Origin of the sequence: Roseobacter sp. SK209-2-6, assembly GCF_000169455.1 — a bacterium.
Classification (GTDB): Bacteria; Pseudomonadota; Alphaproteobacteria; order Rhodobacterales; family Rhodobacteraceae; genus Pseudophaeobacter.
In genome coordinates this window covers 22,571-47,064 of the sequence record NZ_AAYC01000012.1, presented here as the reverse complement: position 1 = coordinate 47,064, position 24,494 = coordinate 22,571, and the positions used below count along the sequence as shown (strand labels likewise).

Genomic DNA, 24,494 nt, shown 5'->3' with positions numbered 1-24,494 from the left:
CTGCGGCGGCCCTGTTTGACCGATACTTACCCTCACATTGCAAAAGGCCACACCTTATGCTGACCTTTACGATCAGGCGGCTGATCCTGTCAGTCCCGACTTTGCTGTTTATCAGCCTGATGATCTTCCTGCTGCTAGAGCTGGCACCTGGCGACCCTATGGCGCAGGTCCCGCTCACCGTTCCACCTGAAGTCAAAGAAAAGATGCGCGAGGCCCTGGGCCTTGGCGAACCGATGCACATCCGTTTCTGGAAATGGATTGTACAGTTCTTCTGGATCGAACCACAGGTTCTGATCGACCATTACTTTGGAACAACCTTCTCTGAAGGCTCGCTGCGCGTCATTTCCTGGCAGACCCGTTCGCCGGTTATGGATATCGTGATCCAGCGTATGCCGCAGACCCTCTGGGTTGTTGGCACTGCCTATGTGGTTGCCATCCTGATCGCCCTGCCGATCGGCATCTACTCCGCCTACCGCCAGTACAGCTGGTTCGACCAGCTCGGGACTTTTGTTTCCATGGTTGGCTTCTCGGTTCCCCCCTTCTTCTCCGGTGTCTTGGTCATTGTGATTTTCTCGGTGCAGCTCGGCTGGTTCCCCTCGATTTATGACACCACCCATGTGGTCGACAGCTGGGAGAGCTTTGTGAAGCAGCTGCAGCAGATGATCATGCCGGTCATGGTGCTGGCGCTTCAGATCACCGCCCAGCTGAGCCGCTTCATGCGCGCCTCGATGCTGGACAACCTCAACCAGGATTACGTCCGCACCGCCCGCGCCAAGGGCCTCAGCGAATATGTTGTGGTCATGGTGCATGTGCTGCGGAACTCCATGATCCCGGTTGTCACCGTAATCGCTCTGGGTATCCCATCGATCTTCGGCGGCGCCATCATCACCGAGCAGGTCTTCAAGGTGAACGGCATCGGCCAGCTCCTGATTGGCGCGATCCAGGCGAATGACCTTCCGATGGTGCAGACCCTGACCTTTATCTTTGCCGTCCTGATCGTGCTCTTCAATCTGATTGCAGACGTGCTCTATGGCATTCTTGACCCGAGGATCCGCTATGACTGAGTTGAGCAATCCTATCCCGACCCAGCCACCGCGGAGCCAATGGCTGGATGTCTGGGACCAGTTCAAATCCCACCGTGGCGCCCTGATGGGCGGAATCCTCTTCTTGCTCATCGTTGCCACAGTTTATCTTGGCCCGTTTGTCTGGGACATTGAGGCGACCCATATCGATATCCGGTCGCGCAATCAGGGGCCCAGCTGGGCACACCCCTTCGGCACGGACCAGCTGGGACGCGATATGCTTGCCCGGATGATGGCAGGCGGAGCAACCTCGGTTTCAGTGGGTCTCACAGCGATGCTGCTGGCCCTGTTCCTGGGCAGTTTCATTGGGGTCCTCGCAGGTTTCTTCAAACGCCTGGACGGGCCGCTGATGCGCCTTACTGATCTGTTCCTCGCACTGCCGCTGCTGCCTTTGTTGCTGGTGATGATGCTCCTGTTCCGCGAACCACTGAACGCAACATTTGGACCCGAGCAGGGCATCTTTATCCTGATTGTGGCCTCCATCGGCATCACCTCTTGGATGCCAACCGCGCGGATCGTGCGGGGGGATGTGCTGGCGATCAAAGAGCGGGAATTCGTTATGGCTGCCCGTTCCATCGGCACGCCCGACAGTAAGCTGATCTCCCGGCATATCCTGCCCAATGTGCTGTCACCAATCATGGTCTCGGCAACGCTTGGCATTGCAACAGCGATCATCACCGAAAGCTCGCTCTCTTTCCTGGGTCTCGGCTTCCCGCCGGATTTCCCGACCTGGGGCCGCCTGCTCTTTGATGCGACCGACTACCTGCAACAGTACCCCGAACGTGTCTTCTGGCCCGGTATGGCGATTTCTCTGACTGTGCTCAGCGTCAACTATCTGGGTGATGGATTGCGCGACGCGCTTGATCCCCGCATCCGGGGACGCTGATCAGAACCCAGAAACCAAACAAAGCCGCGCCCTCAATAGCGCGGCTTTTCCTTTCCCGCCCGTCTTCATCTTTCCCAAAAATACTCCGGGGGAGGCGCAGGCCGGGGGCAGCGCCCCTCCCCGCCCTGACCAATCAATGCAGCTTGCGCTTCACCCGCCGCAGCCCCAGCCAGACTAGCCCGACAACGGGCAGGGTCAGCATGGAAATCATCATGCCCTTGCTCAGCCCCAGTGCAGCGGCCAGCGGGTAGAACAGATAGCCCGCTAGCGAGACCGCATAGTAGCTGATCGCCACCACTGAAAGCCCCTCGACCGTGTGCTGCAGCCGCAGCGCCAGGTCGGCGCGCCGGTCCATGCTGGCCAAAAGCGCCTGATTATGGGCGCTGCGTTCCACATCCACCCGGGTTCGAAGCAGCTCCCCGCCGCGCCGCGCCCTGTTCGCCAGGGTCGCCACCCGTTTCTCGGTGGATTTAACCGTTCGCATAGCCGGTTCATAGCGGCGCAGCATAAATTCGGAAAAAGTCTGATAGCCCGCATGGCGCTCCTCCCGCAAAAGCTTGATTCGCTGATTGACTAGAGCTTCATAGGCACCGGTGGCGCCAAAACGAAAAGCGGACTGTGCGGCCATGGCCTCCAACTGCGCCGAAACAGACAGCAGCCGCGTCAGGGTCTGATCCGCCGGGATGGTATCCGAAGTCATCTCGGCCATCATCTCGCTCAGCTGCGTATCCAGCGAGCCAATAATGGGCGAAAGTTCCCGGGCGCGCGAAAATCCCAGCATCGACATGGCGCGGTATGTTTCGACCTCACAGAGGCGCTGCACGATGCGGCCAATACGCTGGGTGCCGGTGCTCTCATTGGCAAAGAGTGCAAACCGCATGTGGCCGGCCGGATCGATCCGAAAGTCCCCCGCGACCACGGCACTGTCATCCAAGACCTGGGCCACCGCCAGGCTTTCGGGCACGAAACACTCGCTGAGCTGGGCCTTGATCTTGCTGTCCTTGGGCCTGGGCAGAATTCGTATCATCAGCGAGGTCACCCGCTGTCCCGGCGCTTCTGCCAGCCAATCTGCCGGGAAGACATCAAAATCGGCAGGATCAAAGGCTCTTTCAGCAACCCCATCGCAATAGAGAGTATAGCTGACAAACTCTGTATGCTGCTCCCATTTCAGCGTGTGACGCCCCAGCTGCGCTGAATGGTGCGTCGCGCCTGGCTGAGGGTGCACCGCACCATGGCGGTCGAGCAGCGCCATGAGGTGCCGCAGATCCAGGCTGCGATCACGGTGCGCCGCTTCCCTCGGCTGCTTTACCGCCAGATAAACCACCGTGCTGGGGCTCACCATTGCCGGGAACGGACGGGCATGCAGCTCATTGGCTAACTGATAGCGGAGCGGGTGATCTTCGATCGGCGGCATCTCTTTGGTCTCCACAGAAGTACGCCGGACCATATCCCCCTAGGGGAAACCTGTACAGAAGTGTTTTTTTTCAACAAGTTACATGAATACATAGGTATACAATGGGTGAAATCCGAGCCTTAGGGGTCGAACTCGCCACTCGCTAGAAAATTGCTGAGCGCTTTCACGCCTCCTAGCGGACTTGTTTCACGTGCTGAAAGGCGCGGATCGGAAACAAAGCCCCAGCTGGATCACATATGGCACAACGAAAAAACGCGCCGGAAATCCGGCGCGTTTTCAAACCTTAATGAGGGAGCCTTTACTGGATCAGCGTCAGCAGCTGATCAAGAGAGGCCTTGGCGTCACCATAGAACATGCGGGTGTTCTCCTTGAAGAACAGCGGGTTCTCGATGCCGGAATAGCCGGTGCCCTGGCCGCGTTTTGAGACGAAGACCTGCTTGGCTTTCCAGCATTCCAGAACTGGCATCCCGGCGATGGGCGAGTTCGGGTCTTCCTGGGCCGCCGGGTTGACGATGTCATTGGAGCCAATGACAATCGCCACATCCGTTTCCGGGAAATCCTCGTTGATTTCATCCATCTCCATGACGATATCATAGGGCACCTTGGCCTCAGCCAGGAGCACATTCATGTGGCCTGGCAGGCGGCCTGCGACCGGGTGGATCGCAAAGCGCACCTCTTTGCCCTTGGCCCGCAGCCGGCGTGTCAACTCTGCCACATTCTGCTGCGCCTGGGCCACCGCCATGCCGTAGCCGGGGATGATGATGACGCTGTCCGCTTCTTCCAGCGCAGTAGCAACGCCATCGGCATCGATGGCCACCTGCTCGCCCTCGACCTCCATCGCAGGCCCGGTGCTGCCACCAAAGCCGCCCAAGATCACGCTGACGAACGAGCGGTTCATTGCCTTACACATGATGTAACTGAGGATCGCCCCCGAGGAGCCCACCAGGGCGCCCACCACGATCAGGAGATCATTGCCCAGGGAGAAGCCGATCGCCGCCGCCGCCCAGCCGGAATAGCTGTTCAGCATCGAAACAACCACTGGCATGTCAGCTCCGCCGATACCCATGATCAGATGATAGCCGATAAACAGCGCTGCCAGTGTCATCAGGAACAGCGGGAAGAAGCCGCCGGTGTTAAAGTACCAGATCAGCGTGATCAACGAGAGACCCGCCGCACCAGCATTCAGCATATGGCCGCCCGGCAGCTTGGTCGCCGCCGAAGTCACTTTGCCTGCCAGCTTGCCATAGGCAATGACCGAGCCTGTGAAGGTCACAGCACCGATAAAGATGCCGAGGAACAGCTCAACCCGCAGGATTGAGACCTCGGTCGCGGTTTTCTTGGCCAGAAGCTTGGCAAAACCGTCGAGCGCCTGCTTCTCCTCTGCCCCCATGGCGAGTACCCGGCCCAGTTCCACATGGGCGATCAGGCCGACAAAGACCGCAGCCAGCCCGACCAGCGAGTGCATGGCAGCCACCAGCTCTGGCATCTGCGTCATCTGCACCCGATTGGCCAGCTGATAGCCGATGGCACCGCCACCCGCGATCAGAAGGAGCGACAGGAGCCAAAGGCCGGAACCCGGTCCGATCAGAGTGGCAAAGACCGCAATGCCCATGCCAACGATCCCGTACCAGACGGCGCGTTTTGCGCTTTCCTGTCCCGAAAGTCCGCCCAGCGACAGAATGAAGAGAACAGCCGCAACTACATAGGCGGCAGTGGTAAATCCGTATTCCATTGTTTCCGCCTCGCTTTAGGATTTCTGGAACATGGCGAGCATGCGCCGGGTGACGAGGAATCCGCCAAATATATTGATCCCCGCCATAAAGACGCTCAGCGCCGCGAGGAGGATCACAAGGAAGCTGCCTGATCCGATTTGCATCAACGCCCCCAGGATGATGATCGAGGAGATCGCATTGGTCACCGCCATCAAGGGTGTGTGCAGCGAATGGGCCACATTCCAGATCACCTGGAAGCCGACAAAACACGCCAGAACAAAGACGATGAAGTGCTGCATGAAACTGACCGGCGCAAAAAGGCCGACCAACAGCATCAAGGCACCACCTACCCCAAGCAGGGTCACCTGCTGCTTGGTGGCAGCTTTGAAGTCTGCAACTTCCTTGGCGCGGATCTCTTCCGGGGTGAGTTCTTTCACTTCCGGCTTCTTCTGCGCCGCAATGGCCTGCACTTTGGGAGGTGGCGGTGGGAAAGTAATCTCACCCGCATGAGTAACGGTGGAGCCGCGAATGACGTCATCTTCCATGTCATGCACCACCTGACCGTCCTTTTCAGGCGTCAGGTCCGTCATCATGTGGCGGATATTGGTGGCATAAAGGCTGGAGGACTGCGCTGCCATCCGGCTGGGGAAATCGGTATAGCCGATAATAGTGACACCGTTTTCCGTGACGACCTTTTCATCCGCAACAGTGAGCTTACAATTGCCGCCCTTCTCCGCTGCCAAATCGACGATAACAGAGCCCGGCTTCATAGCCGCAACCATGTCCTCGGTCCAAAGCTCTGGCGCTTCGCGGTTCGGGATAAGCGCTGTAGTGATGACGATATCCACCTCAGGCGCCAGCTCGCGGAACTTGGCCAGCTGGGCCTCACGGAACTCTGGTGACGAGACGGAAGCGTAGCCACCAGAAGAAGCACCGTCCGCCTGTTCTTCCTCGAAATCGAGGTAAACAAACTCTGCGCCCATCGACTCGACCTGTTCTGCCACTTCTGGGCGCACGTCAAAGGCCAATGTAATTGCACCAAGGCTGGTCGAGGTGCCAATCGCCGCCAGACCGGCCACACCAGCGCCCACCACCAGAACCTTAGCCGGCGGTACCTTGCCCGCCGCTGTGATCTGTCCGGTGAAGAAGCGGCCAAAGTTGTTGCCAGCCTCAATCACAGCGCGATAGCCCGCGATATTGGCCATGGAGGACAGCGCGTCCATCTTTTGCGCGCGAGAGATCCGCGGCACCATTTCCATCGCAACGACGCTGGCACCTTTGGATTTCGCCAGTTCCATGCCCTCTTCGTTGCCTGCCGGGTTGAAGAAGGAGATCAACGTCTTCTTCGAGTTCAACCGCTTCAGCTCTGTCTCATTGGGCTGGCGTACCTTGGCAATGATGTCAGAGGCCTTCCAGAGCGCAGCTGCTGTTTTGATAATCTCAACACCAGCTTCTTCATAGAGCGCGTCCGAAAAGCCGGCCGCTTCGCCTGCGCCAGTTTCAATGGCACATTCATGTCCCAGTTTCTGCAGTTGACGCGCGGAATCCGGCGTCATCGCCACCCGCGCTTCACCCGTTGTCACCTCTTTGGGTGTTCCGATTTTCACCTTCTTGGTCCCCCTCGTCTTGCCCATGCCAGCAATGGCAAGGTACAGATCGCAAATATTTCCACTACCTCACGCAAGATACTTGCGCAAGCATTTCGCCGCGTCGCCGCATTCTCTTGCCGCGATGCCGCATTTGCGCATCACTCAACGAAAATACGCTGAGATTTGCAACCACGACCGCCGTATCACCGCAAAAACTACGGTCTTTTGGTCACAGCCACCGACGCACCTTTTTCTCGTATCGCGCCCAGTCCTGGCGGAATGTGAAGCGCAATCGTTTTTCTTCGACCTCGATAAATCGCTTCTCTAGGATCCAAGCGAAAACGGGAATCAAGGGGAGCGAAAGCACCGCATCAAACCTAAGGATCAGGCCCGCAAGCAGCAGCAGGTCCCCCAAATAGATCGGATTGCGGCTACGCGAGAAGATGCCAGACTGTACCAATTGGCTTGGCTGCCCATGAGGGTGAATGCTGGTGCGAAAGCGCCGCATTTCAATGAGGGCAAGCACCATCAGTAGGATCCCCCCGCCCACCAGCAAGCCGCCCAGCAGCCCCCCTACCACGGCACCAAAACCCAACCCAAGGGGGAGATAGTAGCTCTGTGCCCAAGCCAAGAGAACTGCACCCAGCAGCCAAATGGGCGGTACATTGATGTGCTTCATAGCCTCGATCACCTCTCTCAGGCGCTCTTTCCACTCAGGTCTGAAAGGCCTCATGCCGCGAAACAAACCCCTATCCCGCAGCAAGGTCCAGCCCCGTTTGAACGCTGAAAAAAGAAAAGGACAGGATACCTCTTTAGCCGAGAAGAAACACATTCGCGTTCTCACTTGCAACGGCAAATCAGGACACTGCGACAAAAGGGGCAGCACTTCAAGAACAGCTGCAAAGCCCTATTTTTGTGCACTATTGTACGCAACAACTGCCTGGTCAAAACTGAGAGAAGCCGATCCCCCTGTCAATTTGCGGCATGGCAAGGAACCAAAGGTCAGCGCGACAATCGCCCTGCCTCTTGCCATGGGGTAGAGTGACGGAACGGCGCGCTTGCCCCTCCCCCGCTCAAGACTAGTCTGAAACCAGACAGGAGGAACGAGCGATGGAACACACTAAAGATCTTGCAGGGAAGCACGCCTTAGTCACCGGCGGTGGCACGGGGATTGGCCTTGCGATTGCACAGGCCTTGGCTGGCCGGGGGGCTCAGGTCACCATTACCGGCCGCAGGCTGGAAGTTCTGGAAGAGGTCGCAGGTACAGACCTCACTGCGATGGCTATGGACGTTCGGGACGAAGCAGATGTAATCCGAAAAACTGAAGCCGCTGTTGCCGCACATGGCCCAATCCAGATCTGCGTCGCCAATGCGGGCATCGCTGAGGGCAAAACCCTACATAAAACTTCGATGGAATTCTGGCGCAATATGATGGCCACCAATCTTGATGGGGCCTTCTTGACCCTGCGTGAGAGCCTCAAATCCATGCAGGGCACAGATTGGGGACGGGTAATTACTGTGGCTTCCATCGCGGGGCTGCGAGGCCTCAAGGGTGGCGCCTGCTACAGTGCAACCAAACATGGCATGATCGGCCTGACCCGCGCCCTGAGTGAGGATTTCATGGGGTCACAGATCACAGTGAACGCTCTCTGCCCTGGCTATGTAGACACGCCCATTGTGGATCGAAACATCACTTCCATCGCGCAGCGCGCCGGGATCAGCGAGGACGAAGCCCTAAAGGTGATGATCAATGCAAACCGCCATCAACGCCTGATCGAACCCGAAGAGGTGGCAGCTGCCGCCCTATGGCTGTGCGGGCCAGGATCGCAATCTATCAATGGTCAATGCATTGAAATCGCGGGTGGCCAAACCTGAAGTCCCCTTGGCGTAGCAGCTTCAAGTTTGGCTGCTACATCAAACCTAAAAGCTGCGCCTCAGCGCAAACTCAAGATCAAATAGGCCCCGCGGCTGCCCCCGACACCAATGGGCTGTGCGTTACCCTCGGCAAAACTTCTGGACAGGTTTGACATGATCGGATACGAAATACGAAAAGCTTTAAGCTTGAAATATTATGCCGCTCAATGAGGACACCATGTCAGATTTTTCCGCAACCAAAGCGATGTTCGATCTCCCAGAGGGGATGATCTATCTGGATGGCAACTCTCTTGGCCCCCTCCCCAAAACCGCAGCAAACCATGTTGAAAACATGATCCGCAAGGAATGGGGCGAGATGCTAATTACCGGCTGGAACAAGGCTGGCTGGATGCAGAAACCCACTGCAATCGGCGATCGCATTGGACGGCTTATCGGCGCCGAGCCAGGTCATGTGGTCATGGGCGACACCCTGTCGATCAAAGTTTACCAGGCCGTGGCCTCAGCTCTGGAGCTGAACCCGGACCGCAAGGTTGTGCTTTCGGACAGTGGCAACTTCCCCTCCGATCTTTATATCGTGCAGGGCCTGCTGAAATCGCTGGGCCCGGGTTATGAGCTGCGCGTGGTGGATCCCGAAGAGGTGGAGGCCAATATCACCGAGGACCTGGCGGTCCTGATGCTGACCGAAGTGGATTACCGTTCCGGTCGCATGCACGACATGAAGACGCTGACCGCACGCGCCCATGAAAAGGGCGTCGTGACAGTCTGGGATCTGGCGCATTCGGCGGGTGCAGTACCGGTGGATCTGGCGGGCTGCAATGCTGATTTTGCCGTTGGCTGCAGCTATAAATACCTCAACAGCGGCCCTGGCGGCCCGGCATTCATCTATGTCGCACCGCGTCACGCGGAGACTGCCCGCCCCGCCCTGTCCGGCTGGCTGGGTCATGAGGCGCCTTTTGCCTTTGATTTGGACTACCGGCCCGGACGCGGCATCGAACGCATGCGGGTTGGCACGCCGCCGGTGATCCAGCTCACAGCGCTGGAAGCCTCGATGGATATCTGGGATATGGTGGAGATGGCGGATGTGCGCGCCAAATCCATTGCGCTCTGTGATCGTTTCATTGCCGGGGTTGAAGCTAGCTGCCCGCAATTGACTCTGGCCTCGCCACGGGATGGCACTGCGCGCGGCAGCCAGGTTTCCTTTGCTTTTGAGGAAGGTTATGCGGCGATGCAGGCACTGATCGCGCGTGGTGTTATCGGCGACTTCCGCGCCCCCAACATCATGCGCTTTGGCTTTACCCCGCTCTATATCGACGAAGGCGACGTGGACGGCGCCGTTGAGATCCTCGCAGAGATCATGAAAAAGCGCATCTGGGACCAGCCGGAATATAAAGTCCGCGCCGCTGTGACCTGATGCATTTCCGCCGCTCCATATCCCTACCTCTATGCAGACCAGCGGGCTGGGTGGCGCTTTGGCGCCGCCTGGCGCAATGCGGCACATTGAACAGGAGGACCCCGGCCTTTCCCTGAGCTATAACTATGACTAGGAAAAGGAGGGATCCCATGAGCGGCCCCGAAACCAAACCCCAAACCTGCCCCTTTGACCCCGCCGAGGATGGCGCCCAGATGGATTTCGACGGGCGCATGTCCTATGGCGACTACCTGTCGCTGGACGTGCTGCTGAATGCCCAGAAAACCTGGAGCGATACCCATGATGAGATGCTTTTCATCATCCAGCATCAGACTTCAGAGCTATGGATGCGCCTGGCCATCCATGAGCTACAGGCGGCCCGAAGCCGCCTGCTGAACGGCGAAGCGCGGCAGGCCTTCAAGATGCTGGCGCGGGTGGCGCGTATTTTTGAGCAGCTTAATTCCGCCTGGGATGTGCTGCGCACCATGACGCCCTCGGATTATACCGCCTTCCGGGATGCCCTGGGGCAGAGCTCTGGTTTTCAGTCGCATCAGTACCGGCTGATCGAATTCATGCTGGGCAACCGTAACAAGGCGATGCTGCGGCCCCATGCCCACCGGCCTGACACGCTGAAACTGCTGGAAGAGGAACTGGCGCAGCCCTCACTCTATGATGTGGCGCTACGCGCCCTGCATCAGAGTTTTGCCTTGCCGGATGAGGTGGTGAATCGCGAGCTTTCTGCAGCCTATCAGCCCAGCGAAGCGGTGGAGAAGGCCTGGAGCGAAGTCTACCGCGCGCCGGAAGTGCATTGGGAGCTTTACGAGTTGGCGGAAAAGCTGGTGGATTTTGAAGATTACTTCCGCCGCTGGCGTTTCAACCACGTAACCACGGTGGAACGGGTCATCGGCTTCAAGCGCGGCACCGGCGGCACCGGCGGCGTGAATTACCTTAAACGCATGCTGGAGGTGGAGCTGTTCCCGGAGCTCTGGCACCTGCGCACTACGCTCTGAGGCCAGGCCCTCAGCATAGTCCATAAGGCAGGCGAGGGCTCCCGCCCGTCTCGGGCCAATCAAAGATTGCCCCTCCCCCGTTGGGCCCGGCGCCGCGCTGCCGCGCGGCGTGCACCGCCTTGTCAGGGCCTCAGCGCCTCTGCGCAGAGGATAGCATAGTTGGAGACCCCTTGCCGGTACTCCGGATAGCTGCCGGAGGTATGTTTGATCCCTTTCAGTCCGGCACAAAAAAGCTGCGCCAAGTCTTCGGGAGCAGCGGAGGGCCTGACATTGCCCTCCTCAGCCGCCTTCGCTAGCCAATCCGTATAGATCCGGCGCAGCCCGGCCTCGCCGGCCTCGATCACTTCGCCCGCATGACTCATGCTCGCCTCCAAAAGCTCCATGCCATGGGCGGAGGCCATCATCGCCTCCATGGTTTCGCCGCCATGGGCCGCGAAGGCTGTTGAGAGCTTCTGCTTCAGCCCGCCTTCTGCCTGCAGGGCAGCCGTGATCTCTGAACTGGCCCGCAGGTAAAAGGCCTCAACAAGAGCGCGGAAGATCGCCTCCTTGTTCTTGAACCGTAAATAGAGCGCCGGGCGGGACATCCCGGCGCCGCGCGCTATGTCGTCCATCGAGGTCTTGCGGAACCCGTAGGCGGAAAAACCGTCCCAGGCGGCCTGCAGAATGCTTTGGGTTTTATCATCGGGCATCGGAATGTTCATGTTTTCGCTTCTGACATTCCTTGTAAAAAATGTCAATTGACACCCTGACACAATGAGTGCATTTTGTCAGAAACTCACGAAGCCAGCTAGAGAGGCCAGTCCTATGTCACGAACTCTGCGCATCAATGGAAAAGCTCATGAGGTTGATCTGCCTGGCGATGTGCCACTGCTGTGGGTTTTGCGCGATGAAGTGGGCCTGACCGGCACCAAATTCGGCTGCGGTGTCGCTGCCTGCGGCGCCTGCACGGTTCATGTGGATGGGGTTGCCCAGCGCTCCTGCCAGCTTGCTCTGGAAGATGTCGAGGGCGAGGTGACCACTATCGAAGGCATCGGCACCCCAGACAACATGGCCAAGATCCAGGCCGCCTGGGTTGAGCATCAAGTGGCGCAATGCGGCTATTGCCAGTCAGGCCAGATCATGCAGGCCGCCAGCCTGCTGGCCGAAAACCCAAAGCCAAGCGATGCAGAGATAGACGAGGCCATGCAGGGCAACCTCTGCCGCTGCGGCACCTACCCGCGGATCCGCGCCGCCATCCATACCGCAGCCAAGATGATCGAGGAGGCCTGAGCCATGGCAAGCATCGGTAAAATCGCCCGCCGCACCTTCCTCATCGGCTCTGCCGCCATCGTGGGCGGGGTTGCATTTGGCGCCTATTACGTCTCGCGCCCCGCACCCAACCCGCTGAAGCCCGGCGAGGGAGAGGCAGCGCTCAACCCCTTTGTGCTGATCGACGGGAATGGCATCACACTATTTGCGCCGCGCGCTGAGATGGGCCAGGGGGTCAAAACCAGCTGGGCCGCGCTGATCGCCGAAGAACTGGACGTGGAGCTGGACCAGGTCCGGGTGCTGCATGGCCCTGCCGCCAAGGCCTATTACAATTCAGCCTTCATGCTCGATGCACTGCCCGGCAAGGGCTATGACAGCGGCAACTTCAAACACTCCATCGGCGAGGCTCTGGGCCATCTGGGCAAGGTGCTGAACCTGCATGGAACCGGCGGCTCCACCTCCATGAAAGACGGCTATGAGCGTATGCGTCTTGCCGGCGCTTCGGCGCGCGAAACCTTGAAAGAGGCCGCTGCCGGGAAACTTGGCCTGAAGCGTAGCCAGCTCTCTACCGCCAAAGGCATGGTCATCGCTCCAGACGGGCGCGAAGTCTCCTATGTCGATCTGGCACAAGATGCGGCCAAGCTGAGCGCCATCGAGGCGGGTCTACGCCCCAGCAGCACCTGGCGTTTGATCGGAAAACCGCAGCCGCGTATCGACATGGCGGAAAAAGCCACCGGCACCGCGGAATTCGGCATCGACGTGCGCCTGCCGGGCATGAAGTTCGCCTCTGTCCGGATGAACCCGCGCCAGGGCGGCAGCATGAAGAGCTTTGATGCCTCTGCTGCACAAAACATGCCCGGCGTTGAAAAAGTCATCAACATGGGCGCAGGCGTGGCCGTTGTTGCTAGCAATACCTGGCTGGCGATGCAGGCGCTGGAAGCAATTGAGGTGGACTGGGAGGAAGCTCCCTACCCGTCTGAAACCGATCAGGTCTTTGCCAAGATCGCTGAGGCATTCGATGATGCGCCGAACTCCGTCATGCGGGACGACGGCGATGCAGATGCCCTGCCCACAGGCGCCACAGAATTGAGCGCGGAGTATCAGGTGCCCTATCTGGCCCATGCCACCATGGAGCCGATGAATGCCACTGCGCTGCTGGAAGAGGGCAAACTTACCGTCTGGAGCGGCAATCAGATGCCCACATTTGTTCAATCCAAATGCGCTGCGGAAGCGGGCCTTGAAAGCGAGCAGGTGGATGTGCGCACCACCTATCTAGGCGGTGGATTCGGGCGCCGGGTAGAATTTGACTATGCGGTTCAGGCTACCCGCATTGCAAAGGAGATGCCCGGAATTCCGGTGCAGCTGACCTGGAGCCGCGAGGAGGACATGCGTCACGATATGTACCGTCCCGGTGCGATTGCCAGGATGCGGGGGGCCGTGAAGGACGGCGCCGCTGTGCTGATGGACGGGCAGCTCGCAGCAGCCTCCCCCACCCATCAGGCCATGATGCGGCTGGCGGATTTCCAGCCAGCTGGGCCGGACAAGGTGCATGTGGAGGGCTTCTTCAATTCCCCCTATGCCATTCCGAACTACCGCATGGCCGGGCATATCTCGGATATCAAGATCCCGGTGGGCTTCTGGCGCTCGGTCGGCAACAGCTTCAACGGCTTCTTTATTGAGAGCTTCATCGACGAGATGGCGCATGCCGCCGGAGCCGATCCGATGGAATTCCGGCTGAGCCTGGCGCGGCCCGAATGGGCACCTGCTGCTGGCGTCTTGGAGGCAGTCAAGGAAATGGCTGGCTGGACCGGAAACACACCCGCAGGCGTGGGGCGCGGTGTGGCCATGTGCTACAGCTTTGGCACCCCGGTCGCGGAAGTCATCGAGGTGATCGAAGAGGATGGCAGCATCCGCATCGCCAATGCTTGGATCGCCTGCGATATGGGCCGCGCCATTGATCCGGAAACCGTGAAGGCGCAGATGTTCGGCGGCATGGCCTATGGCCTCTCTGCCGCCTGTTTTGGTGAGATTACATTTGCAGATGGCGCCGCGGAGCAAGGGAACTTCCCAGACTACGACGCTATGCGCATGCATACCATGCCGCGCACCGAGGTGCGGGTGCTGGAAACCCAGGCTCATCTCGGCGGCGCCGGGGAGCCTGGCACGCCGCCCGCCGCCCCTGCCCTGGCCAATGCGATCTTTGACCTCACCGGCAAGCGGCCCCGCCGCCTGCCCCTGATGCATGATTTTGATCTGCTGATCTGACCTGAAGGAGGGCGGTGCTCCGCCCTTTCCCCATACATATTTGCCTGCTGCATCCCCCGTCTCCATGGCGTTTTTGGGACTCAGGGAATTTTACCGAAGAGGACCACAAACAATGTCAAAAACGGTGCTGATCACCGGTACCTCTTCGGGCCTGGGGTTGGAGACTGCCCTTGCGGCCTCTCATGCCGGGCACCGGGTCTACGCCACCATGCGCGATCCAGGCAAAAGCTCTGCTTTGCGCGCCGCAGCTGAGGCCAGCGGCCTGGGGCTGGAGATCCTGCAACTTGACGTGCAGGACCCGGAAAGCATCAAAACTACCGTGGCGGAGGTACTGCGCCGTGAGGGGCATATCGACACTCTGATCAACAACGCGGGCGCCGGTTACCTGCGCAATATCGAGCAGGCCAGCGACGAGGACATCAACCAGGTGATGGACGTGAACTTCATGGGCGTGCTGCGCTGCACCCGCGCGGTGCTGCCGCATATGCGGGCGCGCAAATCCGGCCATATCATCAATATCTCTTCAGTTGGCGGATTGGTCGGCCAGCCCTTCAACGAGGTCTATTGCGCTGCAAAATTTGCTGTGGAAGGCCTGACCGAAAGCCTGGCGAGCTATGTTACCCCTGGCTTCGGCGTACATTTTACCAGCATCCAGCCCGGCGGCATCACCTCCGAATTCGCCAATAGCGTCCTGAAACAGGTTGAGGCCACAGGCGGCATGCTGGAGGATGATTATCTGCCGCTGCTGCAGCGCTATATCGGCAATGCTCGCGCCCGCATGGGCGGCGATGCCTATCAGAGCAGTGCTGAAGCAGCCGCAGTTGTCCTCGCTTGCCTGGAACAGGAGGATCCGCCGCTGCGGCTGCGCACCTCCGCCTGGTCAGAGGGCTTCTGCGCCTTCAAGACCGCAGCGGATCCGGACGGGCGCAAACAGAATGAGGCCACCATTGCGGCCACCCTGGGGTTATAGAGAAATCGAAGACTGCTTGGTCCTAGGCGGGCTGTGCCTGGTGTACCCCCGCCGCCCAGTCATGCACCGCCTTGCCAAAGGCCTGGAACAGCGGGCGGCTGACCGGATCATTGGCGGCATCCCATTCCGGATGCCATTGTACTGAAAGGGTGAAACCGGGCGCGTCCTTCACATAGATCGCTTCTGGAGTGCCATCAGGAGCCGCACCATCAATGACGATGCGCTGCCCCGGCGTCTTGATCCCCTGCCCGTGCAGGGTATTGGTCATGACCTCCTCAGCCCCGAAGAGCTGATTGAACACGCCCCCGGCCGACATTTTCACCAGGTGACGCAGGGCAAATTTCTCTTCCAGCGTCCCATCGGGCGGCATCCGGTGGTTCATCCGCCCCGGCAGGTCGCGGATCTCCGGATAAAGCGTGCCACCCATGGCCACATTCACCTCCTGAAAGCCGCGGCAAATGCCCAGAAAAGGTTGACCGCGCTCTACGCAGGCCCGCACCAGCGGCAATACAATTGCGTCCCTCGCGCGGTCAAATGCACCATGGGCAGCGGTCTCTGCTTCACCATATTCATTTGGGTGCACATTGGGGCGCCCACCGGTCAACAGGAACCCATCAAAGGTCTCCAGCAGTTCCTCAACCGAAAGAAAACGCGGATCCGACGGGATCAGGAGCGGCATACAGCCGGCAACCTCGGCTATGGCCTCGGAGTTCATCGTACCTCCGGCGTGGGCAGGATATTGATCATTGAGCAGATAGGAGTTGCCGATAATGCCTACTTTTGGACGCGCCATGAGAACTCCGTTTGGAACTGAATGCAACAAAACTAAGCTGTTGCGACCATAGCCGCAACAGCTCCGCTCTTGTATCAGGGCGCATTCAGCTGTTCAAAGACGCACAAATGCAAAGCCAGCCCAAAGACTAAGCAGCTTCACTCATCCAGGAGGCCTAGATCTCACCCTCTAAGCCTGCTGCCTTGATCCCGGCAAGCCCCGCAAGCGCATCATTGTCAGAGATATCGCCCGTCACTCCTATAGCACCAATCACAGCACCGGTTTCATCACGGATAAGAACACCACCTGGAACCGGAATGACCTGCCCGCCATAGACGCCGTTGACCGCAGCCATAAAGTAAGCCTGATTTTCCGCCCTCGCCATCTGGGCCGTGCCCGCCATGCCAAGCATCACGGCGCCATAGGCTTTGCCGTGGGCGATTGCAAAACGCCCAGGAGCGGCCTGGTCCTCACGCTCAAAGGCCTGCACATGCCCACCCGCATCCAGCACCACAACCGAAAGCGGCTTGAGCCCCATCTCTCGGCCAGTTTCGAGCGTCACGCGGATGATCTTGCGCGCTTGGTCCAGAGTAACTGCTGTCATTGGGTTTTCCTCCTGTTCGCCAATTGAAAACGGCATCAGAGAAGGCAATTCTACCTTCTCTGACTATCTGCCATTTTGGCGAAACTGCTTCAGGTGGTCAGTTTGCCGCAGTCAGTGCCTTTAGTTCCAACCTGCGCGCATGCAGAACCGGCTCAGTATAACCAGAGGGCTGGATCCGCCCCTTGAAGACCAGATCACAAGCTGCCTGGAACGCGATACCATCAAAACCCGGCGCCATCGGCGAATAGCTGGGGTCAGCGGCATTCTGTCCATCAACCACCTGCGCCATCTTCTGCAAAGAGGCCATGACCTCTTGCTCGCTCACCACCTCGTGATGCAACCAGTTGGCGATATGCTGGGCTGAAATCCGGCAGGTCGCGCGATCTTCCATTAGGCCCACATCATTGATGTCTGGCACTTTTGAACAGCCAACACCCTGATCAACCCAACGCACCACATAGCCAAGAATCCCCTGGGCATTGTTGTCCACCTCACGCGCGATCTGCTCGGGTGACCATTTGCGGTAGGTGGCCAGCGGAATCTCTAGGATTCCATCCACATGGGCACGGCGGCCACCGGATTTGAGTCTTGACTGAACCGCCAGAACATCCACCCTATGGTAGTGCAGCGCATGCAATGTGGCAGCGGTTGGGCTTGGTACCCAGGCGCAATTGGCGCCGGATTTGGGGTGCTCAACCTTCTGCTCCAGCATCGCCGCCATCATGTCGGGCATCGCCCACATGCCCTTGCCGATCTGGGCTTTGCCGCTCAGCCCGCACTCCAAGCCGATGTCTACATTCAGGTTCTCATAGGCACCAATCCAACCCTTGCGCTTGATGAAATCCTTGCGGGAGAATGGCCCGGCCTCCATCGAGGTATGGATCTCATCACCGGTGCGATCCAGGAAACCGGTATTGATAAAGGCCACCCGATGCTTGGCCGCTCGGATACATTCCTTGAGGTTCACCGAAGTGCGGCGCTCTTCATCCATGATGCCAATCTTGACCGTATGACGCGGCAGGCCCAGGATATCTTCGACCTTGTCAAAAATCCGGTTGGTAAAACTGACCTCTTCGGGTCCGTGCATCTTGGGCTTCACCACATAGACCGACCCATGGGCTGAGTTTCCGCCCTCACGCGCGAGGTCATGCATGGCGATCATAACCGTGATCATCGCATCCAGAAGACCCTCAAAGGCTTCACCACCCTCGCGGTCCAGCACCGCCGGGTTGGTCATCAGATGTCCTACGTTGCGCACCCAAAGCAACGCCCGCCCTTTAAGGGAGAGTGCCGTGCCGTCCGGACCGGTATAGCCACGATCCGGGTTCAGACGACGGATGAAGCTCTTGCCCTCTTTGGAGACCTTTTCCTCCAGATCGCCCTTCATCAGACCCAGCCAGTTGGAATAGGCCTGCACCTTGTCCGTAGCATCGACACATGCGACCGAGTCCTCACAGTCCATGATGGCGGACATTGCACTCTCCAGCCGAACATCGGCCAGACCGGCCTGATCGCGCGCACCAATGGCATGGGCGCGATCAAAGACCAGTTCTACATGCAGGCCGTTATTGCGCAACAGCACCGCTTCTGGTGCTTTGGGGTTGCCGCGATAGCCCGCGAATTTCTCTGGCTGCGCCAAAGGTAGATCGTCAATCAGCAATTGACCTTCCTGCACATGATAGCGACGCACATCCGCATGACTGGCTCCGGCAATTGGAAAGGCCTCATCCAGGAACACGCGTGCGCGCGCCACAACCCGTGCACCATGACCTTTGTCATATCCGCCCTTGGGTGCCGGGCTACCCATTGCATCGGTGCCGTAAAAGCCATCATATAGGCTACCCCAGCGAGCATTCGCCGCGTTCAGTGCATAGCGCGCATTGGTGATTGGAACCACCAGCTGCGGCCCCGGAACTGTTGCGATTTCCGGATCCACATTCTGGGTTTCAATTTCAAAGGTCTCCCCCTCGGGCAGAAGATAGCCGATCTCACCCAGGAACGTTTTGTAGCCTTCGTGGTCATGCGGCTTGTTACGGTTGGCAATATGCCAGGCGTCGATCCTGCCCTGGATCTCGTCGCGTTTTTCCAGCAGGGTCCGGTTTTCAGGGCCCAAGTCGTGGACCAGGTCGGACAGTCCCGCCCAGAAGGCATCAGCCTCAACCCCGGTGCCCGGCAGGGCCTGGTTTTCGATAAAATCTGCAAGCTCGGCTGCCACTTGCAGCCCTTGTTTCTCGACCCGAATTGTCATGGCTCTCTCCGCCGGTACACGATGGTATGCTAACCTTACCCCTAAGAGAAATGTTTCTTGTCGGCAACACAACAGCCCCCCTGCGAAACAAAATTCAACTTCTTGTTTTTCAAGAAAGTGCTGCAAGAGTAGCAAAAAAGAGGATTTTACAGGAACTCTCTTTTAAAGATGCTTGCTTTGCCAATATTTCGCCCGCTCGCCATAGGAATAGTCCTGCTGTTCCTTCCAATCCAAGCCGCAGCGTTTGAATGCATTTGCTACCTTTGCTTGTTTGGCAATCACCATATGTGGAAGATGACAGGCGAAGCTATGGCTCCAGCCCTGGACAGCAATGCCTGTAAGGCAGCACGCCTTCTAGACCCGAAAGCAGAACCGCCTGTTCACGGCGATGTCGTTGTTTTCAAACACCCCGTGAAACTGGATACGCCTATGGTATTCCGGGTCATCGCTCTCGGAGGAGACACGGTTCAGATGGTCCAGGGAAAAATCCTACTGAATGGCCAGGCACTTCCGCAGTCACCTATTGCCCCGCTTCACCGCAATGTCCTTGCCAACCCGCACCACCGTTGCGGACGGACTGCCGATCGAGACGGCTCTTGCCTGGTTGACCGCTACGTCGAAACACTTCCCAATGGCCGGGCATACGAGATCCTGGATCTTGGCTGGGAGAGCTTGGACAATACCGCCTCCCTCGAAGTGCCTATGAACCACTTGTTCGTATTGGGTGATCACCGTGACAATTCGGCCGACAGTCGGCTTCCTCATAGTTCTGGCGGTCTTGGCTTCGTTCCTATCGGGAACGTGACTGCCATCTTCGATGATCTTTAAACTTGCCGCCACAACAGAGCTTGCAGTCGCGCCTGGTTCCTCTACATCTGAGGGAAACTGAGCAGAGGAGCGCCCGATGGCCGAAGAGACAGCCCAGACCTTTTACCTGAAAGACTATACGCCTTTTGGATTTGATGTGGAAAATGTCGCGCTGACCTTTCGCCTCGCGCCCAGCGCCACCCGCGTTCTAAGCAAGATTCACTTTGCACCCAAACCGGATGCCGCAGACCAGAGGTTCTTTCTTCATGGAGAACAGCTAAAGCTGATCTCAGCAAAGATAGACGGCGTCGAAATCACCCCAGAACTCAGCGATGCAGGTCTCAGCTGCACTGTCCCGAACAAGCCATTTGTGTGGGAAGCCGAGGTTGAGATTGATCCGGCAGGCAACACTGCATTGGAAGGGCTATATATGTCCAATGGCATGTATTGCACCCAATGTGAGGCTGAGGGCTTTCGCAAGATCACCTATTACCCGGATCGTCCCGATGTCATGAGCACCTTTTCGGTGCGTATCGAGGGCGATGAAGAAGTGCTCTTGTCCAATGGGAACCCCAAGTCACAGGGCGAAGGTTGGGCCGAATGGCATGATCCCTGGCCCAAACCGGCTTATCTCTTTGCGCTGGTTGCCGGTGATTTGGTCAACTACCCGGACAAATTCACCACCCAATCCGGCAAGGAGGTCGAGCTCAACATTTGGGTCCGCCCCGGCGACGAGGGCAAGTGTTTCTTTGGCATGGAGGCGCTGAAGCAATCGATGAAATGGGACGAGGATGTCTATGGTCTGGAATATGACCTCGATATCTTCAACATTGTCGCGGTTGATGACTTCAACATGGGTGCGATGGAGAACAAGGGGTTGAATATCTTCAACTCCTCCTGCGTTCTGGCCTCGCCCGAAACCTCGACAGATGCCAATTTCGAACGTATCGAGGCGATCATCGCCCATGAGTATTTCCACAACTGGACCGGCAACCGCATAACCTGCCGCGACTGGTTCCAGCTTTGCCTAAAAGAGGGGCTGACGGTGTTCCGCGACGCCCAGTTCACCTCGGATATGCGGTCGGAGCCGGTAAAACGTATCGAGGATGTGATTGCCCTGCGTGCGCGTCAGTTCTCCGAGGATATGGGACCACTCTCCCATCCGGTACGACCTGAAGAATTCCAGGAGATCAACAACTTCTATACCGCCACGGTCTATGAGAAGGGCGCCGAAGTCATTGGTATGCTCAAACGCTTGGTTGGGGATGCAGACTACTACAAGGCGCTAAAACTCTATTTTGAACGCCATGACGGCCAGGCCTGCACCATTGAGGATTGGCTAAAGGTGTTTGAGGATACAACTGACCGTGACCTGTCGCAGTTCAAACGTTGGTATTCACAGGCGGGAACGCCACGGCTCACGATGGATGAAGCCTATGCGGATGGCACCTATACGCTGACCTTTTCCCAGAAGACCGCGCCAACGCCAGGTCAGGACCAGAAAGATCCGCGCGTCATTCCGATCGCAGTTGGCCTGTTGAATGACAATGGCGACGAGCTCTTGCCAACCCAGGTTCTGGAAATGACTGAGGCCAAACAGAGTTTCAGTTTCGATGGCCTCTCGGGTAGGCCAACGGCCTCTGTGCTGCGTGAGTTTTCAGCCCCTGTGATCCTGGAACGTGAAAGTAGCAAAGCGGAACGGGCCTTCCTGCTGGCCCATGACACAGACCCATTCAATCGCTGGGAGGCAGGCAACAGCCTAGCCCGGGAAGCCCGCATCGCTATGGTCACCGAGGGCAGTGCGCCCGACCCCGCCTATCTGGATGCCTTACAGAAACTGCTGCGCGACGACAGCCAGGATCCGGCCTTTCGCGCATTGGTCCTGCAACCACCCAGCCAGTCCGACATCGCCCAGGCCCTGTTTGAACAAGGTATCACCCCGGATCCACAGAGAATCTATGACGCTGCAGAGACCTTTGCCCAGACCCTGGCCGAACAGCTGACGGACAGCCTACCGCGTCTCTATGCTGATACAACGCTGGAATACGGCTACCGCCCGGATGCCGACAGCTGCGGCAAACGCGCCCTTAATTTCCGCATCCTCTCTCTGTTGTCACGCCTTGATGGCGGAGAGCAGGCGTCCCGCCAGTATTATGCGGCTGACAATATGACCCAGCAAAGTGCTGCCCTCACCTGCCTGCTATCCATCGACAAAGGAGAAAAGCAATCCAAGGCCTTTTTTACGCAGTGGAAAGAAGACCGTCTGGTCATGGACAAGTGGTTTGCCCTGCAGGTCGCCTGTGCCGCTCCTGACAAGGCCGCTGGCGTGGCCAAGGATCTGACCCGGCATGAGCTGTTCACCCTGAAGAACCCAAACCGGTTCCGCGCCGTTATGGGTGCGCTCAGCGGTAATCACGCGGGCTTCCATCACGAAAGCGGTGCGGGCTACCGCCTGTTGGCTGACAATCTGATCGCGCTTGACCGGCTGAACCCGCAGACCACCGCGCGCATGTGCACCGCCTTCCAGAGTTTGAAACGCTATGACGCAGCACGACAGAACCAGATCAGGCAGGAGCTACAGCGTATCGCGGCGCAAGAAGGTCTAAGCCGTGACACCAATGAGATGATCAGCCGCATCTTGGAAGCCTGATGTCAGAGAGCGCCCACCCCGCCCCATATCACTTTGAGCGTCAGGCCCGCAGCCTGGCGCTCTTTGTTGTTCTTTTGGCATGGGGCCTTGGGCTGTGCCTGATGTGGATCATTTTTCAAGCCGCCTGGTTCTTTCTTGTGCTTTTCGCCCTTCCTCTGGGTCCTGCACTCTGGGATCTCTGGCGCAATCCACATTCCGGGCTGTCCATCGCAGATGGCAATTTCCAATGGCACCATGGCGGATCAGAAAACCAGCTACCACTTTCAGAAATTGAAAAGCTACGCCTGGACCGACGTTGGGATTTCTCCTTTCGCGCCACGCTTATCCTTCGCAATGGTCAAAAATTGCGACTCCCCCAGCCTGCCCTGCCGAAAGCAGAAGAACTAGAAAACGCGCTGTCTTTGATTGGGATTCCAAGCGAAAGGCACCATTTCTCTGTCTTTTAGCCCCTGATCGCACGACTATCAGCCGGTTTTCTAAAATTCAAATTACTTCAGGCGACCTGCCCTTTCATTTCCTCAATACCGACGGCAATCTCCCTGAGCCTGCCACGATTGCGCCGCATTGACCCGCCAATTTGCTCTCATCGGTCAAGCTGCCAAACCGCAGGAAATGTGAATGCCAAAATCACCCCGACAGGCGATCCGTCTGTTCTCCCAAATTCGCGCAGATCTCACCTCTCGCTTCCTTTTCAAGGATACGAATGTGACAGCTGATGCGCCTAGGGAAGTTGCTTCTGCCACAGCAACACCCCCAACGAAGGAGGCGAACTGCCAGCCTCTCGAGGAGCAGTTGCAAATCCCTGTGAGGACAGATTCACCAGAAGGAGATTTGAGGCAATCCCTTCAAAACCAGGGACAATTTCTGGCGCGGCAGGAACGTTGGGGCGAACTGTCAGAGACTTTGCTTCAGGCAGACAGCGCCCAAAATCAATGGCCAGGAAGCGCCAATCGGGCCGAAGACCTCGCATTTGGCGCACGGGCGGATGTTGTCTTTGCGGTTGAACATGCCTTGAACGAACAAAGTCAGGCAGAGAATGAGTTTCCCGAAAACAAGGTTCTGACATCAGGGGTGATGGCGCTTGAGGCCCTCCGCAAAGAACACGCGGACGATCCCTATCTGACGGCTGTTATCGCCCTCGCTCATATCGACATTGCTTGGCTTTGGCGAAGCAGCATGGGTGCAGTCCAGGCATCTGAGGGTGCTCTTCGTCGAGCTGCGGCACATTTTGACCGCGCTTCAACCCTTCTGCTGCCTCTGCAAGAGAAACAGAAAAACAGCCCCTTTTTGTCAGCGGCAATCTGCGCACTCTATGCAGGGCGGAGCAGCGACACTATGCAAGTGGCAGATGCCTATGCAGAGCTGATCGATCTGTCCCCCTTCAACTATCGCCACATGCGTGCCTTGGGCCTACAGATGTTGCCCCGCGCAAATGGCTCTTACGCGGCATTGGAACTCGAAGCACGTCGCACAGCTGCGCGCACCCAGGAGCACTGGGGCGCTGGGGGGTATACTTGGACATATTTTGATGCCATCGCTGCTGATGAGCAGGCCTGTGCCAGGGTCGATCCGCAGTATTTCCTCGACGGGATCGAGGATATCCTTTGCACCGATCCAAGCCAGGAAATGATCAACCTTCTGACCGCTTATTGTACAGTGACCCTGCAAGCTGGCCTGGGGCAGAGTGCGCCAGCAGACAAAACCCGTCTGGAAATCGCCAAGACTGCGCGCTGGCTTGCCCGTAACCATCTACATGAACTTCACCCATTGATCTGGGCACATGCGGCCAAGGGGTTTGACAATAATGCCCGCGTATCGTCTCTGAGCCGCTTTGCCGCGCATGGCAAGGCCCAGGGACTTGAAACACTGGCAAGTATTTTCCGTGAGGAAATTGCCAGCGGCCATCGGATTTCCTTTTCTGAAAAGGGCTTTGACCTGATGTCGGTGTGAGGAG

The 24,494-nt window shown here is 58.1% G+C and carries 21 protein-coding genes; 12 read left to right on the top strand and 9 right to left on the bottom strand.

All coding sequences use genetic code 11. From position 1 onward, the window contains the following. The first annotated feature begins 56 nt into the window (after positions 1–56). Both RSK20926_RS16845 and RSK20926_RS16840 read left to right on the top strand, forming a co-directional pair. On the top strand, positions 57–1,064 hold the full coding sequence (locus RSK20926_RS16845) for an ABC transporter permease (protein WP_008208576.1): 1,008 nt from the start codon (positions 57–59) through the stop codon (positions 1,062–1,064). Next, on the top strand, positions 1,057–1,968 hold the full coding sequence (locus RSK20926_RS16840; RefSeq protein ID WP_008208575.1) for an ABC transporter permease: 912 nt from the start codon (positions 1,057–1,059) through the stop codon (positions 1,966–1,968). Before RSK20926_RS16845 ends, RSK20926_RS16840 begins: the two co-directional genes overlap by 8 nt. Before the next feature lie 133 nt (positions 1,969–2,101). Here RSK20926_RS16840 and RSK20926_RS16835 read toward each other — a convergent pair whose 3' ends face one another. The 4 genes from RSK20926_RS16835 to RSK20926_RS16820 form a co-directional block, all read right to left on the bottom strand. Beyond that, positions 2,102–3,382, bottom strand: a complete 1,281-nt coding sequence (locus RSK20926_RS16835) for a DUF3422 family protein (RefSeq protein ID WP_037255529.1) — start codon at positions 3,380–3,382, stop codon at positions 2,102–2,104. 298 nt (positions 3,383–3,680) lie between these two features. Further along, on the bottom strand, positions 3,681–5,114 hold the full coding sequence (locus RSK20926_RS16830) for an NAD(P)(+) transhydrogenase (Re/Si-specific) subunit beta (protein ID WP_008208573.1): 1,434 nt from the start codon (positions 5,112–5,114) through the stop codon (positions 3,681–3,683). Positions 5,115–5,129: 15 nt separating this feature from the next. After that, entirely contained in the window at positions 5,130–6,701 is a 1,572-nt protein-coding gene (locus tag RSK20926_RS16825; RefSeq protein WP_008208572.1) for a Re/Si-specific NAD(P)(+) transhydrogenase subunit alpha, read from the bottom strand. A gap of 211 nt (positions 6,702–6,912) precedes the next feature. Further along, positions 6,913–7,362, bottom strand: coding sequence for a methyltransferase family protein (locus RSK20926_RS16820; protein WP_037255586.1), 450 nt, complete (start codon positions 7,360–7,362; stop codon positions 6,913–6,915). A 431-nt stretch (positions 7,363–7,793) separates the two neighbouring features. Between RSK20926_RS16820 and RSK20926_RS16815 the strand changes: the two genes are divergently transcribed. From RSK20926_RS16815 to kynA, 3 genes are all read left to right on the top strand, one after another. After that, positions 7,794–8,558, top strand: coding sequence for an SDR family NAD(P)-dependent oxidoreductase (locus tag RSK20926_RS16815; protein ID WP_008208568.1), 765 nt, complete (start codon positions 7,794–7,796; stop codon positions 8,556–8,558). Positions 8,559–8,775: 217 nt separating this feature from the next. Beyond that, the gene (gene kynU, locus RSK20926_RS16810) at positions 8,776–9,969 is read left to right on the top strand and encodes a kynureninase (RefSeq protein WP_037255584.1); all 1,194 of its coding nucleotides are present in this window, start codon (positions 8,776–8,778) and stop codon (positions 9,967–9,969) included. A gap of 149 nt (positions 9,970–10,118) precedes the next feature. Beyond that, positions 10,119–10,976 carry a tryptophan 2,3-dioxygenase gene (gene kynA / locus RSK20926_RS16805; RefSeq protein ID WP_008208562.1) on the top strand — a complete coding sequence of 286 codons (858 nt, stop codon included), beginning with the start codon at positions 10,119–10,121 and terminating at the stop codon, positions 10,974–10,976. A gap of 122 nt (positions 10,977–11,098) precedes the next feature. On the opposite strand, the gene RSK20926_RS16800 is transcribed toward kynA, so the two are convergent. Then, positions 11,099–11,677: a TetR/AcrR family transcriptional regulator gene (locus RSK20926_RS16800; RefSeq protein ID WP_008208559.1), complete on the bottom strand. Its 579-nt coding sequence runs from the start codon at positions 11,675–11,677 to the stop codon at positions 11,099–11,101. A gap of 103 nt (positions 11,678–11,780) precedes the next feature. On the opposite strand from RSK20926_RS16800, the gene RSK20926_RS16795 reads away from it, so the two are divergent. The 3 genes from RSK20926_RS16795 to RSK20926_RS16785 all read left to right on the top strand — a co-directional run bounded on the left by RSK20926_RS16795 (position 11,781) and on the right by RSK20926_RS16785 (position 15,459). Continuing rightward, entirely contained in the window at positions 11,781–12,245 is a 465-nt protein-coding gene (locus RSK20926_RS16795; protein WP_008208557.1) for a (2Fe-2S)-binding protein, read from the top strand. Positions 12,246–12,248: 3 nt separating this feature from the next. Then, entirely contained in the window at positions 12,249–14,489 is a 2,241-nt protein-coding gene (locus RSK20926_RS16790; protein WP_008208555.1) for a xanthine dehydrogenase family protein molybdopterin-binding subunit, read from the top strand. Between the two features lie 112 nt (positions 14,490–14,601). Then, the gene (locus tag RSK20926_RS16785) at positions 14,602–15,459 is read left to right on the top strand and encodes an SDR family oxidoreductase (protein ID WP_008208554.1); all 858 of its coding nucleotides are present in this window, start codon (positions 14,602–14,604) and stop codon (positions 15,457–15,459) included. Positions 15,460–15,481: 22 nt separating this feature from the next. Here the strand turns inward: RSK20926_RS16785 and RSK20926_RS16780 are convergent, their stop codons facing one another. The 4 genes from RSK20926_RS16780 to RSK20926_RS23370 form a co-directional block, all read right to left on the bottom strand. Continuing rightward, on the bottom strand, positions 15,482–16,252 hold the full coding sequence (locus RSK20926_RS16780; RefSeq protein WP_008208552.1) for a gamma-glutamyl-gamma-aminobutyrate hydrolase family protein: 771 nt from the start codon (positions 16,250–16,252) through the stop codon (positions 15,482–15,484). 154 nt (positions 16,253–16,406) lie between these two features. Beyond that, complete coding sequence (locus tag RSK20926_RS16775) at positions 16,407–16,835, bottom strand: GlcG/HbpS family heme-binding protein (RefSeq protein WP_037255581.1); 429 nt, start codon at positions 16,833–16,835, stop codon at positions 16,407–16,409. A gap of 97 nt (positions 16,836–16,932) precedes the next feature. After that, the gene (locus RSK20926_RS16770) at positions 16,933–19,083 is read right to left on the bottom strand and encodes a malate synthase G (protein ID WP_008208549.1); all 2,151 of its coding nucleotides are present in this window, start codon (positions 19,081–19,083) and stop codon (positions 16,933–16,935) included. 162 nt (positions 19,084–19,245) lie between these two features. After that, positions 19,246–19,368 carry a hypothetical protein gene (locus RSK20926_RS23370; RefSeq protein ID WP_008208548.1) on the bottom strand — a complete coding sequence of 41 codons (123 nt, stop codon included), beginning with the start codon at positions 19,366–19,368 and terminating at the stop codon, positions 19,246–19,248. Between RSK20926_RS23370 and lepB the strand changes: the two genes are divergently transcribed. From lepB to RSK20926_RS16750, 4 genes are all read left to right on the top strand, one after another. After that, positions 19,369–19,911, top strand: a complete 543-nt coding sequence (lepB, locus tag RSK20926_RS16765) for a signal peptidase I (RefSeq protein ID WP_008208546.1) — start codon at positions 19,369–19,371, stop codon at positions 19,909–19,911. It begins immediately after the preceding gene. 76 nt (positions 19,912–19,987) lie between these two features. Next, a complete protein-coding gene (pepN, locus tag RSK20926_RS16760) occupies positions 19,988–22,540 on the top strand; it encodes an aminopeptidase N (RefSeq protein WP_008208544.1) in 2,553 nt (850 codons plus the stop codon). Continuing rightward, positions 22,540–22,986 carry a hypothetical protein gene (locus RSK20926_RS16755; protein ID WP_008208542.1) on the top strand — a complete coding sequence of 149 codons (447 nt, stop codon included), beginning with the start codon at positions 22,540–22,542 and terminating at the stop codon, positions 22,984–22,986. The genes pepN and RSK20926_RS16755 overlap by 1 nt, the downstream gene beginning before the upstream one ends. Before the next feature lie 385 nt (positions 22,987–23,371). Beyond that, positions 23,372–24,490, top strand: a complete 1,119-nt coding sequence (locus RSK20926_RS16750; protein ID WP_232281921.1) for a hypothetical protein — start codon at positions 23,372–23,374, stop codon at positions 24,488–24,490. Positions 24,491–24,494: the final 4 nt, after the last annotated feature.

What these genes read in the sequence shown, in the direction of transcription:
- RSK20926_RS16845 (WP_008208576.1), top strand. Translation starts at nt 57, where the DNA reads ATGCTGACCTTTACGATCAGGCGGCTGATCCTGTCAGTCCCGACTTTG.
- RSK20926_RS16840 (WP_008208575.1), top strand. Translation starts at nt 1,057, where the DNA reads ATGACTGAGTTGAGCAATCCTATCCCGACCCAGCCACCGCGGAGCCAA.
- RSK20926_RS16835 (WP_037255529.1), bottom strand. Translation starts at nt 3,382, where the DNA reads ATGCCGCCGATCGAAGATCACCCGCTCCGCTATCAGTTAGCCAATGAG.
- RSK20926_RS16830 (WP_008208573.1), bottom strand. Translation starts at nt 5,114, where the DNA reads ATGGAATACGGATTTACCACTGCCGCCTATGTAGTTGCGGCTGTTCTC.
- RSK20926_RS16820 (WP_037255586.1), bottom strand. Translation starts at nt 7,362, where the DNA reads ATGAAGCACATCAATGTACCGCCCATTTGGCTGCTGGGTGCAGTTCTC.
- RSK20926_RS16815 (WP_008208568.1), top strand. Translation starts at nt 7,794, where the DNA reads ATGGAACACACTAAAGATCTTGCAGGGAAGCACGCCTTAGTCACCGGC.
- kynU (WP_037255584.1), top strand. Translation starts at nt 8,776, where the DNA reads ATGTCAGATTTTTCCGCAACCAAAGCGATGTTCGATCTCCCAGAGGGG.
- kynA (WP_008208562.1), top strand. Translation starts at nt 10,119, where the DNA reads ATGAGCGGCCCCGAAACCAAACCCCAAACCTGCCCCTTTGACCCCGCC.
- RSK20926_RS16800 (WP_008208559.1), bottom strand. Translation starts at nt 11,677, where the DNA reads ATGAACATTCCGATGCCCGATGATAAAACCCAAAGCATTCTGCAGGCC.
- RSK20926_RS16795 (WP_008208557.1), top strand. Translation starts at nt 11,781, where the DNA reads ATGTCACGAACTCTGCGCATCAATGGAAAAGCTCATGAGGTTGATCTG.
- RSK20926_RS16790 (WP_008208555.1), top strand. Translation starts at nt 12,249, where the DNA reads ATGGCAAGCATCGGTAAAATCGCCCGCCGCACCTTCCTCATCGGCTCT.
- RSK20926_RS16785 (WP_008208554.1), top strand. Translation starts at nt 14,602, where the DNA reads ATGTCAAAAACGGTGCTGATCACCGGTACCTCTTCGGGCCTGGGGTTG.
- RSK20926_RS16780 (WP_008208552.1), bottom strand. Translation starts at nt 16,252, where the DNA reads ATGGCGCGTCCAAAAGTAGGCATTATCGGCAACTCCTATCTGCTCAAT.
- RSK20926_RS16775 (WP_037255581.1), bottom strand. Translation starts at nt 16,835, where the DNA reads ATGACAGCAGTTACTCTGGACCAAGCGCGCAAGATCATCCGCGTGACG.
- RSK20926_RS16770 (WP_008208549.1), bottom strand. Translation starts at nt 19,083, where the DNA reads ATGACAATTCGGGTCGAGAAACAAGGGCTGCAAGTGGCAGCCGAGCTT.
- RSK20926_RS23370 (WP_008208548.1), bottom strand. Translation starts at nt 19,368, where the DNA reads ATGGTGATTGCCAAACAAGCAAAGGTAGCAAATGCATTCAAACGCTGC.
- lepB (WP_008208546.1), top strand. Translation starts at nt 19,369, where the DNA reads ATGTGGAAGATGACAGGCGAAGCTATGGCTCCAGCCCTGGACAGCAAT.
- pepN (WP_008208544.1), top strand. Translation starts at nt 19,988, where the DNA reads ATGGCCGAAGAGACAGCCCAGACCTTTTACCTGAAAGACTATACGCCT.
- RSK20926_RS16755 (WP_008208542.1), top strand. Translation starts at nt 22,540, where the DNA reads ATGTCAGAGAGCGCCCACCCCGCCCCATATCACTTTGAGCGTCAGGCC.